At 59.6% G+C, this 15,682-nt stretch carries 14 protein-coding genes; 1 reads left to right on the top strand and 13 read right to left on the bottom strand.

Annotation, left to right across the window (positions count from 1 at the left end):
• Window positions 1-57 precede the first annotated feature (57 nt).
• The 3 genes from H8F23_RS22955 to msbA are packed head-to-tail and all read right to left on the bottom strand — an operon-like array spanning window position 58 to window position 4,179.
• Window positions 58-1,458 (bottom strand): PIG-L deacetylase family protein, encoded by a 1,401-nt coding sequence (locus H8F23_RS22955; RefSeq protein WP_194935872.1) that lies wholly within the window; start codon window positions 1,456-1,458, stop codon window positions 58-60.
• A gap of 4 nt (window positions 1,459-1,462) precedes the next feature.
• Window positions 1,463-2,359: a GNAT family N-acetyltransferase gene (locus tag H8F23_RS22950; RefSeq protein ID WP_186621211.1), complete on the bottom strand. Its 897-nt coding sequence runs from the start codon at window positions 2,357-2,359 to the stop codon at window positions 1,463-1,465.
• Complete coding sequence (gene msbA / locus H8F23_RS22945; protein ID WP_093430136.1) at window positions 2,353-4,179, bottom strand: lipid A export permease/ATP-binding protein MsbA; 1,827 nt, start codon at window positions 4,177-4,179, stop codon at window positions 2,353-2,355. The genes H8F23_RS22950 and msbA overlap by 7 nt, the downstream gene beginning before the upstream one ends.
• A gap of 125 nt (window positions 4,180-4,304) precedes the next feature.
• Here msbA and H8F23_RS22940 point away from each other — a divergent pair, with 125 nt between their 5' ends.
• Window positions 4,305-4,958 (top strand): toluene tolerance protein, encoded by a 654-nt coding sequence (locus H8F23_RS22940; RefSeq protein ID WP_194935871.1) that lies wholly within the window; start codon window positions 4,305-4,307, stop codon window positions 4,956-4,958.
• Between the two features lie 3 nt (window positions 4,959-4,961).
• Here the strand turns inward: H8F23_RS22940 and H8F23_RS22935 are convergent, their stop codons facing one another.
• The 10 genes from H8F23_RS22935 to waaC form a co-directional block, all read right to left on the bottom strand.
• Window positions 4,962-6,401 (bottom strand): hypothetical protein, encoded by a 1,440-nt coding sequence (locus H8F23_RS22935; protein WP_324187896.1) that lies wholly within the window; start codon window positions 6,399-6,401, stop codon window positions 4,962-4,964.
• Between the two features lie 75 nt (window positions 6,402-6,476).
• Window positions 6,477-7,385 (bottom strand): glycosyltransferase family 2 protein, encoded by a 909-nt coding sequence (locus H8F23_RS22930; protein ID WP_194935869.1) that lies wholly within the window; start codon window positions 7,383-7,385, stop codon window positions 6,477-6,479.
• Window positions 7,378-9,132, bottom strand: coding sequence for a carbamoyltransferase family protein (locus tag H8F23_RS22925; RefSeq protein ID WP_093430132.1), 1,755 nt, complete (start codon window positions 9,130-9,132; stop codon window positions 7,378-7,380). Before H8F23_RS22925 ends, H8F23_RS22930 begins: the two co-directional genes overlap by 8 nt.
• A gap of 172 nt (window positions 9,133-9,304) precedes the next feature.
• Window positions 9,305-9,640 (bottom strand): YceK/YidQ family lipoprotein, encoded by a 336-nt coding sequence (locus H8F23_RS22920; RefSeq protein ID WP_194935868.1) that lies wholly within the window; start codon window positions 9,638-9,640, stop codon window positions 9,305-9,307.
• Between the two features lie 119 nt (window positions 9,641-9,759).
• Window positions 9,760-11,211 (bottom strand): lipopolysaccharide kinase InaA family protein, encoded by a 1,452-nt coding sequence (locus tag H8F23_RS22915; RefSeq protein WP_194935867.1) that lies wholly within the window; start codon window positions 11,209-11,211, stop codon window positions 9,760-9,762.
• Window positions 11,211-11,963 (bottom strand): lipopolysaccharide kinase InaA family protein, encoded by a 753-nt coding sequence (locus tag H8F23_RS22910; RefSeq protein WP_095125331.1) that lies wholly within the window; start codon window positions 11,961-11,963, stop codon window positions 11,211-11,213. The genes H8F23_RS22915 and H8F23_RS22910 overlap by 1 nt, the downstream gene beginning before the upstream one ends.
• Window positions 11,960-12,694, bottom strand: a complete 735-nt coding sequence (locus tag H8F23_RS22905; RefSeq protein WP_093430128.1) for a lipopolysaccharide kinase InaA family protein — start codon at window positions 12,692-12,694, stop codon at window positions 11,960-11,962. The genes H8F23_RS22910 and H8F23_RS22905 overlap by 4 nt, the downstream gene beginning before the upstream one ends.
• Entirely contained in the window at window positions 12,694-13,500 is an 807-nt protein-coding gene (gene rfaP / locus H8F23_RS22900; RefSeq protein WP_194935866.1) for a lipopolysaccharide core heptose(I) kinase RfaP, read from the bottom strand. Before rfaP ends, H8F23_RS22905 begins: the two co-directional genes overlap by 1 nt.
• Window positions 13,500-14,621 carry a glycosyltransferase family 4 protein gene (locus H8F23_RS22895; RefSeq protein WP_194935865.1) on the bottom strand — a complete coding sequence of 374 codons (1,122 nt, stop codon included), beginning with the start codon at window positions 14,619-14,621 and terminating at the stop codon, window positions 13,500-13,502. The genes rfaP and H8F23_RS22895 overlap by 1 nt, the downstream gene beginning before the upstream one ends.
• Complete coding sequence (waaC, locus tag H8F23_RS22890) at window positions 14,621-15,682, bottom strand: lipopolysaccharide heptosyltransferase I (protein ID WP_077570514.1); 1,062 nt, start codon at window positions 15,680-15,682, stop codon at window positions 14,621-14,623. Before waaC ends, H8F23_RS22895 begins: the two co-directional genes overlap by 1 nt.

The following is a 15,682-nucleotide window of genomic DNA, read 5'->3' as shown; positions in this document are numbered from 1 at the left end:
CCCACATACAAAATGAACAGGGGCGCGATATTAACACAGGGTAAAGCGCCGTCCGCCTCAATCTGAAAGGTCGCGCACCCAGAACAACTCGTGACGCCGGACCGCCTTGCGGAAAAACTCGTTACTGCCCGTTTCAGGCCAGCGACGGCCGGCCAGAGCCTGCTGGATCCTGCGGCGCAATTGCCGTTTGAACGCCTGTCCGCCCTGCAGATCGTGCTCCATGGCCAGCGCCATGGCTTTGTCCAGTTGCACGTCAGCCGACAGCAGCGGACTCCACAGGCGATCAGCCGGTAGCGGCTCGATGGCGGGAGGCAGCGCAACACCCGCACCGGCAGGCCCCATCGGCCAGCGATCATTGTCGTGCAGGTGATTGGCGTACAGCAGCAGGGTCGCCGGTTTCCAGCTACTGCGTTCGATAGCCTCAAGCAGCGCTTGGGTCGACGCTACATGATCACTGTGGGGATCGAGTTCAGGATGCGGTGTAACGACCACTTCCGGGCGATAGTGCTCAAGCAGGGCCGTCAGATCACCCAGCAGGTTTTGCCAGGTCGGCTGCCCGTCAACGTCGGCGGGCAGGGTCAACGGGTTATGCTGGCGCACACTGCGAATATCGTTTTCCTGCGATTCCCGGGAGCCGAACGCCTGGGTCGGCGCTTTGGCCATCGACGGCAGTTGCAGGCAGTAATAGCCCAATTGCACACAACGCTCGGCAGGCACGCCCCCCCACAGCGGAATCACCAGGCTGTCCCAACTGCGCAAGCGGCCCTTCAATCGAGCGGCTGCGGCTTGATCAAGGCCCAGCCGTTGAAAGTCTTCAGCCTCGATCTCACCCTGGGTCAGGGTGACGATGCTGACGTTTTCGCATCGACTGTACAGACCGAAGGCGGCGAGTTCTGCATCATCGGCATGGGGCGCGATGATCATGACCCGCTGGCGGCTGTAGTCCGGATTGGCCATGACCCACAACACGCCCGTCGCAGCGGGTACGCAATATCGGCCACGCAGCGTCAGAGTTCCTTGCGCCAGTGCATCACCCTGCCCCGACAGATTGAGGAAACGCCGCCCTCTGACGCCCCGTTCCAGATCCTGACGATCATCGCCCACCTCAACATAGGGATCGAGCCAGCGCCCCAGCCAGGTGGACTTCACTTCGAGTTCGAGTACCAATGTCTCGCCCAGCGCCAGCGGTTCGCTCAGGCCTACCACGCCACCCTCAAGACTCACGGCCTGCCGCGCGGTTTGCGGCGGAAAGTCGTATCGATAGTCGTCGGTAGGCCGGTAGAACAAATGGTCGGCAAACCAGGCCTCGTGAGCGACCCAGGCCAGCACCAGCAACAGCGGCACCAGCCACCACGCGATCAGCACGCCGATCAGCAACAGCACCAGCACAAAGGCGATCAGGAACAGACGCTTGTTGCGCCGATGGGCCTTGAGAAGCTGTTGCTTGCGAGCGCTCATGAATTCAGACCTTGTAGACCGGCACCGTGTGGCACCAGCGATCCTTGTACTCTCGATCGGCACGACCGAATGAATAACGCAGAGGTTTGCCCAGCGCTTGCGCGTGCGCCCAGGCCTCTTGGGTATTGACGAAGCTCAGCACACTGCCGGGGCTGAACTCGCGGCTCTGCGGGTCGACACCACCGTTGATGTATTCCAGCGAAACCCATTGCGGGGCCTCGACGCGGTACAGCACCTGAATGGCCACGGGTGCCGATTCGAGCATCACCACCGAACCGGTCATGAACTCGCGCAGCAAGGTAAAGACCTCAACCAACCCGGCCTTGCCCGGCACCTCGAAGCCCCAGCGACGCTGGAACAAATCGCCGTAAGCGGCAGCCTGTTCCTGCGGCGTAAAGTCGGACATCGGCACCAGCGATCCGCCCGCCTCTTCCAGCAGCCGCTGTTCGCGACGCTGGTTGTAGCGGAATTTCTTCGAATACTCTTCCGGCAACCGGGCCAGCGCCAGGCCCTCAGGCTGTGGCTTCAGCGTGCTGATCTGCCCGGCATTGAGCTGGGACACATAAGCCACGCGCTGGCGCAGCGGCACGATGACGTCTGGCGCGATCGGCAGAATGATTTCCGCATTGCCCATGTCCAGCAAGCCACGCTTGCCCTCGCGCTTGAGCACTTCCTTGGACAAGGCAACATGCCGCCCCCAGCAAGGGATGGCGGCCAGCACATCACCGCCAACGACCCAGCCCAGGTAGCGCAACTCGATGCCAAGGAACGTCGACAAGCGCTCGACGACTTCGGGGTGCGTAGCAAAGCTGCCACCGAAACGTTGCCAGGCGCGGGCGTAGCTGTCCCGGTCGATTTCGGTCCAGCCACGCTCGCGAAAGCTGCGAAACATCGTCAGCATACGTCGGTCGCGTGCGCCGGCTGAGGCTCGTCACCCTCTTCAAACTCTTTGGCGTGCAGACGGGCGTAATAACCGTTTTGTTCGAGCAATTGTGCGTGAGAGCCGCGCTCGACAATGCGCCCTTCGTCCATGACCAGAATCAGGTCGGCTTTCTCGATGGTGCTCAAACGGTGGGCGATCACCAGGGTCGTGCGGTTCTTCACCACATGATCCAGGGCGGCCTGAATATGCCGCTCCGATTCGGTATCGAGCGCGGAAGTGGCCTCGTCGAGAATCAGCAGCGGTGCATCCTTGAGCAACGCCCGGGCAATGGCGATGCGCTGACGCTGGCCGCCGGACAGCAGCACGCCGTTTTCGCCGACCATGGTTTCGTAGCCTTGCGGCATCTTGATGATGAACTCATCGGCATAGGCTTCGGTGGCCGCTCGCTTGACCTCATCGAACGGTGCGCCAGCCAGATCGCCGTAAGCGATGTTGTTGGTCACCGTATCGTTGAACAGCGTGACCTGCTGGGTCACCAGAGCAATCTGCCGACGCAGGCTGCGCAAGGTGAAGTCCTGCACCTGCACGCCATCGAGCAGGATCTGGCCCTGCGCATGATCATGCTGATAGAAGCGCGGAATCAGGCTGGCCAGGGTCGACTTGCCACTGCCCGAACGTCCCACCAAAGCGACCATTTGCCCCGGCTCGACGACGAAGCTGATGTCGTTGAGTACCGCTTTATCGGTGTCAGGGTAGTGGAAGCTCAGATTGCGCACTTCCAGACGGCCTTCGAGACGGTCTTGCTCGACCGTGCCCTGATCCACTTCCGCCGGTTCATCCAGTTGCTCGAAAATACTTTCGGCACCAGCGACACCTTTCTGAATCGTCGAGCTGACCTCCGACAACTGACGGATCGGCTTGGGCAACAAGCCAGCCATGGTGATGTAAGCCACCAGATCGCCCGGCGAAGCGTCGCCGCGAAGGTACAGGACGAGGAACATGACCACCGCCATGGCGCTGTAAGTCACCAGTTGCAGCATCGGCGTGTAAACCGCGCCGGTCTTGGTCATCGTCAACTGCTTGTCGGTGTTGCTCTGGCTGGCATCGCGAAAGCGATCCTTTTCGTACTGCTCGCCGCCAAAACTACGCACGACGCGATAGCCGTGAATGGTCTCGGACGCGACGTGCGTGACGTTGCCCATCGAGACCTGGATCTTCTTGCTTTGCTTGCGGAATTTTTTGCTGGTGCTGTTCACCATCAAACCGATCAACGGCAGGATGGCGACCATCACCAGCGTGAGCTTCCAGTTCATCCACAACAGTGTGCAGAACAGGAAAATCACGGTCATGCCTTCACGGATGACGACTTTGATTGCATCCGTTGCCGCGCCGGTGACCATGGTCACGTTGAAGGTGATCCGGGAAATCAGGTGGCCGGAATTGTTCTTGTCGAAGAAGCGATTGGGCAACTCCAGCAATTTATTGAACAACACCACCCGCAGGTCATGCACCAGGCCCAGGGAAACCCGCGCCAGGAAGAAGTTGCCCAGGTAAGAACCCACGCCCTGCCACAACGCGATGAAGACGATCATCAGTGGCACGGTTTCGAGCAACTGCAGCTTGCCCAGGTAAGGGTTGCCCGGAAACAGACTGGCTTCAGGATTGGCCAGACCGTCGACAAAGTATTTGAGGATGTAAGCGAGCATCGGCTGAGTCGATGCGAAGATCAGAAACCCGACGATGCTGAGAAGGAAAAGGCCGGCATAAGGCCGCACGTAAGCCAAAAGGCGGAAATAGATCGCCAGCGTGGACTGGGCTTTCGGTTCAGGACTGCTCATGGTGATCCGCGCAATTCAGTGAGGCGCCGATGATATCACACGCGTTTTTGCCCCGATAAACATGACTTCAAGCCAGCCTTCGACCAAGTCGGTTAAGATACCCCGCTAATGATGGGGAGCCCGATATGCAATCGATTGATCACAGCACTTACGAGGCACTGCGCGAGGGTGCACACGTATTGGAAGCCGACGGTTCCGGCGACAAGGTGCTCAGATTGGCCGATGGACGCATCCTCAAGCTGTTCCGCCGCAAGCGGCTGCTCAGTTCGGCGCTGTTCTACCCCTATGCGCAGCGCTTTGCCGACAATACCCGGGCCCTCGAACAACGCGGCATCCTCTGCCCCAAAGTCATCGCGGTCTACCGCATCCCGAGCATCGAACGTGACTGCGTGTATTACAGCCCGCTGGAAGGCAATACAGTGCGTCAGCTACAAGGCACTGACGAAGAGGCTGACACACTGAGATTCCAGCTAGGCGGGTACTTCGCCCTGCTGCACGACAAAGGTGTGTACTTTCGATCACTGCACTTTGGCAACGTCGTGCAGACCCCGGACAAGCGTTTGGGCCTGATCGATATTGCCGACCTGCGCTGCCAGAAGCACGCGCTCAGTGACAGTAAACGCCTGCGCAACTTCGCGCATTTGCTGCGCTACAAGGAAGACCGCCAATGGCTGCTCGGCCAGGACGCCGGCGACACGTTTATCGAGGGCTATCGGCAGGCACTGCCGAGCAACCGGCAAGCGCCGCTGATCTCTCGCCTGCGTCCGCTGCTCGGTTAAACCTTAGCGGCCGATGACCACTACAGTGGCACCTTTGCGATTGGCGAAATGCTCAAGGATGCGCAGTTTGTGCGCCACCAGCCACTCATTCAGCCAAGGCTCGTCACCCTTGGCCTCGATGAGGAAATATTGATAGTCGCCAGCATGCGCTGCCGACATCGCTTCCTCTGCGGTCCATACCGGTATCACATAGCCACGACCGGCGTAATAGCTGATCCGCCCATCCTCGAAATACGCCTTCGCACCTGGCTCGACATGGGCCGACAACCAGCGCCCGGCCTCGACGTAATGGGTTTTGCCGGCGCCGGTGGAGATGACGTTCGACAGCATCACCAGCAGCCCCAGAGCCACCAGCCACTTGCCGCACCGCGGGAACTCGCGAACGAACGCCGCCAGACCCATCGCCAGCGCGGGCACAAACAACAGATTCAGAAAACTCAGGTAGCGCGTATTCATGAACTGTTGCTTGATGAAAAACAGCACCAGCACGACCAGATACAGCAACGCCGCCCAGGCGAAAGGGCGATAGTCGCGCCAGTAGACACCTAGCACCCCCCAGTTGCGCCGCAGAATGAACGGGACAGCAAATGGCCCCATCAACTTCACGAAACTGATGGTCATGGTCGCCAGGATGCCGAAGAAAATGATCCGCCCGGCTTCATCCTGGGAGTACTTGTTGATGAGCGAATTGGCAAACTGATCGCACAGCATCTGAAAGGACGCAAACACGCTGTGCGGGGCAATCATGTCCAGATACAGCATCACTCGCGCCGACATGAGTACACCGGTGACCGAAACGGCCAGCAGCCCCAAAACCGGCAGCAGCGAAAACTGGGCAAACTGCATCCGTCGGCCAGATGAGCACAGGTTGGGCAACTGCCACAGAGCCAACGCCGGCACCAGCAATAAGGCCTCCAGCCGAAACAAGGCTGCTGCGACGATTGCCAGGTGGATGAATGCCGCGCGCAACCAGCCGCCACGGGCTTGCCAGCGCAGCGCGAGCCAGAGCGTCAGTGTGCAGAAGAACCAGAAACCGCATTCACGGATGATGTCGTTTCGGAAGGCATTCACCGCCGGCATGGCCAATACCACCAGGCACGCCCAACGGGTAACCTGCGCAGATCGCTGACGAACGCAGTCGACCATCAACGCGCTGGTGCCGGCAAAAAAGAGTGCACACCAAAGATAGGCACTCAGCTCCAGCGGCAAATGCAACACAGTGTGAGTAGCAGCCAGCAGAAAAGAAAACCACGGCCAGTCGAAAGCAGCCCAGGCCACATTCGGCCCGTGCTCGGTGACCTGTTGCGCAATATCGATGTACAGCGCGGCATCACGTCCCACTGTCGCAGTGCCCAGGACGGCTATCAGCGACAACAGCGCGCTGCCCACAAACGCCAGCCAGACCGGGTATTTATCGATGATTCTGGAGACTCGAGTTGCCACGCTACCGCCCGTACCTTTCACCCAGCCACCTCACCGACATCCGTTACAAGGTACGCGCACATCACCGCGACCCGCTTACCGAAACAGCAACCGCAAAGCCTTGCGGGTGTATGACCAGCGTGAAAACGTCCGCCAGTCTGCACGCAAAGCCTGGAAATAGAACGACCTGGCCAGCTTGTACTCGCCATGGGAATAACAGTCGCGAAACAGCGACAAACAGCGTTGTGCCAGAAACGCCTGGCGCAGATCACACATTTCTTCGGGCATTCTTCGGCTGGAAAACACTTCGCTGACGACCTGCTCCGTGCCGGCAGCAAGACTCTGGCGCAAATCATGGCGCATGCTGTCGGCGTGCTTGTGGATCAGCGCCAAAGGCTTGTCCAGAACGGTGCAGGGGTAGCGCGCCAGCACTTGGGCAAACACTGGCAGGTCCTCGACGTTGCGCAAATGTTCCGGGTAATTGCCCAGAGCGAACACCTCGCGGTGCATCGCGCAGGCACCGTTGGAAATCGACACCGTCTTGTTCAGCAGATAACCCTGCAGGCGCTGGCGGGGCGTCACAGGCAAAGGCCTGGCCGCCTGCAAGCTGCGGCGCCCGTCAGCAAACACTGACCAGTGCGCACCGATCACCATAAGGGTCTGCGGATGACTGGCAATGTGCTGCGCAAGCGCAGCCAATGCACCGGGAGCCATTTCATCGTCAGAGTCGAGAAACACCAGATATCGCCCGGTTGTCTCTTCCAGCCCCCGATTGCGTACCGACGACAATCCGCCGTTGCTTTTACGCAGCGCGCGAAAACGCCCGCCATGTTTGAGCAGGAGTTGTTCGACCACCTCAGGCGTATCGTCCGTCGACCCATCGTCGATGACCAGCAGATCCGCCGTCGTTTCATCCAACTGCGCCAACACCGACTCCACTGCACGTGGCAGGGTTCGCGCATAGTTGTAAACCGGAATGACGACGCTGATCAGTGTTTCAGTCAAGTTCGTATCCTTTCACACCCTCTTTTACGACCAGAATATCTTCCATGATCAGGTATTCCAGATCCGAACCGAAAAACATGTTCAGCGCGTCGGTCGGCGAGCAAATCATCGGTTCGCCACGACGGTTGAGCGAGGTGTTCAGCGATACGCCGTTACCGGTCAGGTTTTCCAGCGCCTTCATCATGTCGTAGTAGCGCGGGTTGTATTCACGCTTGAGGACCTGGGCACGAGAAGTGCCATCTTCGTGAACGACTTCCGGCACACGGGTCTTCCACTCGTCCGCCACTTCGAAAGTGAATGTCATGAACGGCGCCGGATGATCGATCTTGATCATCTGTGGCGCAACGGTGTCGAGCATCGACGGGCAGAAAGGCCTCCAGCGCTCGCGGAACTTGATCTGATGGTTGATGCGGTCGGCCACGCCGGCCACGCTCGGGCAACCAATGATCGATCGACCGCCCAATGCACGCGGACCGAACTCCATACGTCCCTGGAACCAGGCCACCGGATTACCATCAACCATGATTTTGGCGATCTGTTCCGGCATGTTATCGAGCTTGCGCCACGCCGGCTTGTTCTCGTGACGGGCGCAGGCGGCGATCACGTCCTCGTTGCTGTACGACGGGCCGAGGTAGACGTGTTCCATCTTTTCTACCGGCACGCCACGGGCGTGGGACACATAGGCTGCTGCGCCGACCGCCGTACCGGCATCGCCGGACGCCGGTTGCACGAACAGCTCCTTGATATCGTCGCGGGCAATGATTTTCTGGTTCAGTTTGACGTTCAGCGCACAGCCACCGGCGAAGGCCAGTTTGCCGGTTTCCTTGAGCACGTCACCCAAGTAGTGATCAATCATCTGCAGCGCCAGTTTCTCGAACAGCGCTTGCATGCTCGCGGCGTAGTGAATGTACGGTTCGTCAGCAATATCGCCTTCGCGCTTCGGCCCCAGCCACTCGATCAGCTTAGGCGAGAAGTAGAAGCCTTTACCCTTCTCTTTATAGCGGCGCAGGCCGATAACGTTGGCGTAGTCGGTGTTGATCACCAGTTCACCGTTTTCGAACGAGGCCAGACGCGAGAAATCGTACTTGCTGGCATCGCCGTACGGCGCCATGCCCATGACCTTGAACTCACCGTCGAGCATCTCGAAGCCGAGGAACTCGGTGATCGCGCCATACAGGCCGCCGAGGGAGTCCGGATCGAAGAATTCCTTGATCTTGTGGATCTTGCCGTTTTCACCGTAGCCAAAGAAGGTCGTGGCGTACTCGCCCTTGCCGTCGATACCGAGGATCGCGGTTTTTTCTTTGAAACCAGAGCAGTGGTAGGCGCTGGAGGCGTGAGCCAAGTGGTGCTCGACTGGTTCGATCTTGATCTTCTTCGGATCAAAACCCAATTGCTCCAGGCACCAGACAATCTTGTTGCGGTAGCGCTTGTAGCGGCGGTTGCCCATCAGGATCGCATCCAGGGCGCGATCCGGCGCGTACCAGTAACGCTTGGCGTAGTGCCAGCGCGCCTTGCCGAACAGGCTGATCGGAGCGAACGGGATCGCAACTACGTCAACGTCGGACGGCTTGATGCCGGCCTGCTCAAGACAGAACTTCGCCGATTCGTAGGGCATGCGGTTCTTTGCATGCTTATCGCGTACGAAGCGCTCTTCTTCAGCCGCCGCCACCAGCTTGCCGTCGATGTACAAGGCTGCTGAAGGGTCATGGCTAAGGGCGCCGGACAGGCCAAGAATCGTCAATGCCACAGGGGTCTAGCCTCTTTAGTCTGCGTGCAGGCGCGATGCGCCTTGAAAATTGATGTGCCCCCGCACAGGGCGAGTGACAGCTAAAGGGCGGGATTATAGCGTAAACGAGTAGGGAATTACCCTGTGCGATTGCCCTCTGGGTGAATGGTCTGGAGAAACCTTACCCTGCTACTCAATAACTGCCCTTGCGCCAGTAAATACCAAGATTACCGTCGGTGAGCTGACGATAAACCGTATAGGGCAACGCTACTGTATCGACTACTCCCGACAATGGCAGATCCAGCAACACGAATGGCACCAGAAAACCGCTGGGATCCGGCGGCGCGTTCAACACGCAGAAATCAAAGGCCAGACCGCTGTAAATCCGCGGAATGGACTGGCAATAGGTTTTTTGTTTGCGCATGTCCCGCGCCACGTCGGCATCGTCCTGCAAGACAGTCATGGCGCTGCCACAGCCAGCCAGAATCCATGAAAATACACCCAGCGTTGCAGCCTGTTTAATGGTCAAAATTCGCCCTCCAAGGTCGTTGGGCAAATTAGCATCGGGACTGAACAGGGCACAGTTCATGGCTTCTGGAGAAGCTGTAGGACAAGTCGCTGAATCTTGTCCTCTACTGCTGGTTTGTCTCAGGCCACGCTGGAAATATCTTTCGGCAACCGTAGATCAATAATCTGATACAGCGCGCTGCTTTCGGGCCAGTTGCGCATGAATCGCGCACGGTCACGGGCATAGGCCGGCGCGAAACTGCCGACAGATCCATGCTGGCACATCGAGTCCAGATCGATCAGCGCCCAGCGATCCTGCTGCCAGAACAGATTGTGTCCCTTGAAGTCGCCATGGCTGATCCGCTCGTCAATCAATCTGGCGAACAACTGATCCAGCGCCTGCAACTCCGCTTCCGGCGCTTCACCGCTTTCAACGTAAGGCGCAAAGCGCTCGATGATATCCGGCCCCGGCAAGAACTCGGTCACCAGATACGCACGGCTGCGCAGCCACAAAAAGCGCTTCTCCAGCACAGCCAGCGGTTTGGGTGTGGCGATACCGAGGAACGCCAGGCGATTGCCTTCGCGCCACGAATGCCAGGCGCGACTCGGACGCCAGAAACGCTTGAGCCAATGGGCAAAGCCCTTGATGTTGTAGCGCTTGATCACCAGCGTGCGCGCACCGGCCTGAACCTTGCCAACGCTCGCCGCACCACCGGTCTTGTACAGGTGACCCTGATCAAGCAACGCATCGGCCTGCGCCAGCACCGGCAACATGGCTGATTCTTCTTCACGACGAATCGCGCGCAGAGCGAACGCGCCACGCTGCACACTGAACAGCGTGCACTCGCGACCGACCTTGATCAGGAAGTCTTTCAAACGCCAGCGCCGCACTTTGTCGATCTGTTTCTGCAAGGCCTCCAGCGGCAACGCGTGCTCGCTGTTGCTCAACAGGTAATACACCAGCAGTTCTTCAGTGAACGGTTCCAGCGCCTTGGGTAACTGGGCGAAAAACACCCCGAGATTTTCCAGGACTTTTTGTCGCGACAACGGCTGGCCGGCGGTTTCTGCGCAAATCCCGGCACCGTCAATCAGGTACAACTGGCCGCCGTGGCGCAGCAGATTGTCCAGGTGCAGGTCTTCCTGCCAGAGCCCTTTGCCGTGCAACTGGCCAATGGCACCCAGCGCCTCGGCCAACACCGCCGATTGTTCATCGGCCAGCACCGGCAGCGACTCGACTTTCGCCCAGGCATCGCCAAGGCTTTCGGCACCTTCAAGGAAGTCGAACAGCAGCCAGCCACCTTCGCCATTTTTCAACCCGTCGGCCAACAGCAACGGTGTTGTCATGCCCTGCGCGGCCAGCAAGCGCACGCCTTCCAGCTCGCGCTGAAAATGCCGGGCAGCTTTGCCGCCGACCAGCAATTTGGCCAACACCGGACGCCCACGCCAGACACCGGCACCAACGTAACGCTGTCCCGGCAACACCCGCAGCAGACTCAGCAATTGCAGATCCGCACTGCCGGCGGCATCGGCCAGGGTCACCGTCAGCGGCAGTTGCGGGGTTCGCCCGACACTAGCCAGCTCGGACAATTGCATCAGCGGGTCTCCTTGTGGCTGCGACGCGCGGTCAGCCGGGCGAGCCAGCTGTCCAGCAGCGCGCTGTCAGTGGGCTGATCGAGATAAGCCGCGAGCAATTCACGCAGTTGCGCCTCGTTCCATTCCGGTGCGCGACGTTGCAGCGGCTCCAGATCCTTGATCCGGTCGCGCATGCCAAACAACAACGGCCGGGTCTTTTCCAGATCGATCAATTGCGCCTGATACCCGTCACCGGTGGCTCGCAGAAAAATATGTTTGGGATAGAAGCAGCCGTGCACCTGACGCACGCCGTGCAGATGCCGCGCGAGCAATCCGCAAGCCTTGAGAATGGCTGAATGCTGCGCGGTACTGAGCTGCGCCCAACGCTGCAACAGCGATTCCAGATCACTCCAGCCATCGAGTGCCCGAGTCAGCAGGATGGCACGGACTTCGCCGTTGACCTTACGCTCACCGAAAAACGCTGCTTGCAGCGCCGGGATACCGAGCTTGCGATAGCGACTGATATTGCGAAACTCGCGGGCAAAGCTTGGCTCGCCGAAAGGCGCATGCAAGGTCCGCGTCAGGTAGTTGCTCTGGCGCTTGAGGTAATAACCCTGCCCCTCCAGGTCCAGACGGAAGACGCTGCTCCAACCGCCACGGGCGGTATTGGGTTCGTCCACGGCCTCAAGCTGCTTCGCCCAAAGTGCGTCAAAAGTGCCGAGACCATGGCGCTCAAGCAGTGCGCGGTCTTCAGCGGCGAGAAAATCAGTCATTCGCGTCCCTCGAAAAATCTCACCACGTGCCGAATCCGTTTCTTGTCGGCGCTATCAAGCCGATCGCACTGGCGGTATTGCTTGTAGAAGCGCAGGCGTTGGGTATTGGACAGGTGGTATTTGGCGAGTTTATCGAGACAGGCCAGATCCTTGGTGATCCGATACTTGAGCCAGAAGCCGCGCCAGAACTCGCCGTTAGGACAATCGATCAGAAATATCCGCGCCTGATCATCGATCAACAGGTTGCGCCATTTCAGATCGTTATGGGTAAATCGGTGATCATGCATCGTCCGGGTATAGCCGGCCAATTGCCGACTGACGCCGTCAACCCAGGCGCGATCCTTGAGTTTCGGATCCTTGCGCTCGGCGAGCGCCGAAAGGTCTTCGGTGTCGGGCAGTTCACGGGTAATCATGGCGCCACGATCATACGCCGCGCCACGTCGTTCCAGCCCCCAGGCCACCACTTCAGCGGTGGGAATGCCCCACTTGGCGAAGCGCTTGAGGTTCTGCCATTCCATCTTCACCCGCGGCTTGCCGAGATAACGGCGCAAGCCTTTACCGGCACCGACATAGCGTTTGACGTAATAATTGACGCCGTTGCGCTGCACGCGAATCACTTCCGACAGCGGATCACGGGTCAGGCGTTCGCCCTGCAACGCAAATACCGCTTCGAGACTGCCGAAGTCTTCGGCGAGCTCGCTGTATTGCGGCTCGAGAGTCCAACCCGCCATCAGAGCGCATCCCCGTAACGCTGTTTACGCGCGTAGAGTTTGTTGGCCTTGCCTTCCAGCCAGCTCAGCAACGGCGCTTCTTCAGCCAGGATCTGGCGCAGCGGTTGCTGGAAATAGCCTTTGAGGAAACGCAGTTTGTCGCGGCGGGTCAGGCCGATGTCCAGCGCGGAAAAGTACAACGCCGCCAGATCTTTATTGCGCCAGCGCTGCGTGATTTTCGTGCGGGTCTGGGCACGGTGCAGATCGATCACCGAGAGTTTGAAGTCGTCCGGCGTCACCGGTTTATCGGTGTGCAGCAGGAAGTGGCAGATGTAGCAGTCGCGATGGTTGACGCCGGCTCGGTGCATCATGCCGGTCATGCGTGCGACTTCGGCGATCAGCGCGCGCTTGAGCTTGGGCTCGGGCGGCTGCTTGACCCAATCGATGCTGAAGTCTTCAAGGCTGACGGTCGGCGCCAGTTCTTCGGTGACGATGAACGAGTGCTGATCTGCCGGGTTGCTGCCCTTCTCGCCGTACGCGACGGCAGTCATGGTCGGCACGCCGACCTCCTGCAAACGCTGAATGGCTGTCCACTCCTGACCCGCGCCGAGTACCGGCAGCTTGGCGGTCAGCAGGTTCTTGAAGATTTCGCCCCAGCCGATGCCACGGTGGATCTTGACAAAAAATCCGTTGCCGTCGACTTCCGTGCGCAGTGTCCGGCGTGCTTCCAGCTCGCGGTATACCTCGCCCTGCAAGCCTTCGACCTCGGCGAACGGATCGCGCCCGGCCCAAAGGCTTTTGAACGGTTCAGCCAGCATCAACTTCATTAAGCGTGCTCCGCCAGAATCACATCGGCCGCGTGCTGCGGCATGCTGTAGAGGTCGGCCGTCTCGGCGAAGGCCAGACCATTGCGGCTCCAGGCCGCGCGTGCGGCGTCGTCATGCAACATTTCAGTCAAGTATTGCGTCAGTTGCGCCTGATCGAACGGTTCGTCCAGCACTCGCCCGGCATCCGCCTCGGCAATGTAATGAGCGTAACCGCAGACCGCGCTGACCAGCACCGGCAAACCGGCGACCAGCGCTTCAAGCAACACGGTACCGGTGTTTTCGTTGTAGGCCGGGTGGATCAACAGGTCGGCGCCGAGCAGGAAACGCGGGATATCACTGCGCCCCTTGAGGAACGTTACGTTATCGCCCAGACCCAAAGTTGCGCTCTGCATCTGGAATAATTTGGGGTCATCCTGGCCGATTACAAACAGCCGGGTGCGTTTCTTCAGTTCGGCAGGTAATGCAGCCAGCGCTTTCAGGCTGCGATCGACGCCTTTGGTCTTGAACCCGGAGCCGATCTGCACCAGCAGCAGTTCGTCGTCCTTGAGATTGAATTCAGCGCGGAAACCGGCGCGAATTTCGTCAGCATCTGCCGGACGGCGACGATCCTGGGCAATGCCCGGCGGCAGCAGGTGAAAGCGCTCAAGCGGCGTGTCGTAATGCTTGATGAACAGCGGCTGCTGCACTTCGGAAATCATCAGCACTTCGGTCTTCGCGTCTTTGGCGAACACCGCGCGCTCGTACTCGGCGAAGTGGCGATAGCGACCCCAACGGCGGTACAGCGAATTGCGCAAGTTCTGCGCCTTGTCTTCGAAGCAGCCATCGGCGGCGTAGTAGACGTCCAGCCCCGGCATCTTGTTGAACCCGATCAGACGATCGACCGGGCGCTTGGCCAAATCGGCTGCCATCCACGCGCTGAGTTTTTCGTTGCGACGGTGGTTGAAGAATGCCTTGACCGGCGCCACCAGCACTTCGAAACCGGGCGGCACGTCGCCTTCCCAGATCAGCGTGTAGACGCGAATCTGGTGACCGCGCTTCTGGCATTCAAGGGCGATGCGCATGAAGTCGCGCTGCAAGCCACCGAACGGGAAATATTTGTACAGGACGAATGCCAATTGCATCAGCGCAGCTCCTCAGCCATTAACAACGTGCTCAGTCGGCTGGCGACACGCTCGGGGTTCAGACGCGTGAAGCACAGCGGCTGTTCACGCTTCAGGTCAAACTGACGGGCATCCTGCGCGGTCGGTTGATAGGTACATTTCTTTTGCAGGCATGGCGCGCACGGGAAGTCGCTGGCCAGGTGAATCTGCAGCTTGCCGTAAGCGCCGGTCAGACCCGGGTTGGTCGGACCGAACAGAGAGATGGTCGGCACGTCCAGCGCGGCGGCCAAGTGGCCGAGACCGGTGTCCACCGCGACGCAGGCTTGCGCACCGGCGAGGACTTTGCCGACGCCGGCGAGATTGAGCTTCGGCAGCACTTCGGCGTGTTTGAAACCGGCGGCGATGCGCTCGGCGCGGGCCTTTTCCTGCGGATTGCCCCACGGCAGTTTGACGCCGACGCCGAGGTAGCCGACGCGCTCGGTCAGTTCACGCCAATAACTTTCCGGCCAGTGTTTGGTGTCCCAGGTGGTGCCATGCAGGAACACCACAAAGGCATTTTTGCGCGGCAGTTCGACCAGACGCTCGACGTTGAGACCGTAATCGCCCAAGCCTTTCGGCAAGTCGTAGCCGAGAGCGATGGCGAACAGTTGGCGCACGCGCTCGACGGCGTGCTGACCACGGGCCACGGCCAGTTTGCGGTCATAGAAACGCGAAGCCATCGGCTCGCGCGCCGAACCTTTATCGAGGCCGGCTACCGGCGCTTTGACGTAGCGGGTCAGCCAGGCGCTTTTCAGCAGGCCTTGAGCGTCGATCACCAAGTCGTATTTATTGGCGCGCACGCTTTGCTTGAAGCGTTTCCACTCGCCGCTGGTGATGGTTTTCCAGAGGTTTTTGCGCCAGCGACGGATCGCCACCGGAATCACCTTGCCAACGGCTGGGTGCCAGGTCGGGATCTCGGCGAAACCTTCTTCCACCACCCAGTCGAACTTGATTCCGGGAATGGCCCGTGCGGCGTCGGTCAGCGCCGGCAACGCATGAATCACGTCACCCAGCGATGAAGTCTTGATCAGCAGTACCCGCAA

Origin of the sequence: Pseudomonas neuropathica, from assembly GCF_015461835.1 — a bacterium.
GTDB classification, from domain to species: Bacteria; Pseudomonadota; Gammaproteobacteria; order Pseudomonadales; family Pseudomonadaceae; genus Aquipseudomonas; species Aquipseudomonas neuropathica.
The sequence above is the reverse complement of the archived record's forward strand: the minus strand, read 5'-3'. Positions and strand labels throughout refer to the sequence as shown.

Coding starts and splice junctions, on each gene's coding strand:
- H8F23_RS22955 (WP_194935872.1), bottom strand. CDS start 1,458: ATGAGCGCTCGCAAGCAACAGCTTCTCAAGGCCCATCGGCGCAACAAG.
- H8F23_RS22950 (WP_186621211.1), bottom strand. CDS start 2,359: ATGCTGACGATGTTTCGCAGCTTTCGCGAGCGTGGCTGGACCGAAATC.
- msbA (WP_093430136.1), bottom strand. CDS start 4,179: ATGAGCAGTCCTGAACCGAAAGCCCAGTCCACGCTGGCGATCTATTTC.
- H8F23_RS22940 (WP_194935871.1), top strand. CDS start 4,305: ATGCAATCGATTGATCACAGCACTTACGAGGCACTGCGCGAGGGTGCA.
- H8F23_RS22915 (WP_194935867.1), bottom strand. CDS start 11,211: ATGCAATTGTCCGAGCTGGCTAGTGTCGGGCGAACCCCGCAACTGCCG.
- H8F23_RS22910 (WP_095125331.1), bottom strand. CDS start 11,963: ATGACTGATTTTCTCGCCGCTGAAGACCGCGCACTGCTTGAGCGCCAT.
- H8F23_RS22905 (WP_093430128.1), bottom strand. CDS start 12,694: ATGGCGGGTTGGACTCTCGAGCCGCAATACAGCGAGCTCGCCGAAGAC.
- rfaP (WP_194935866.1), bottom strand. CDS start 13,500: ATGAAGTTGATGCTGGCTGAACCGTTCAAAAGCCTTTGGGCCGGGCGC.
- H8F23_RS22895 (WP_194935865.1), bottom strand. CDS start 14,621: ATGCAATTGGCATTCGTCCTGTACAAATATTTCCCGTTCGGTGGCTTG.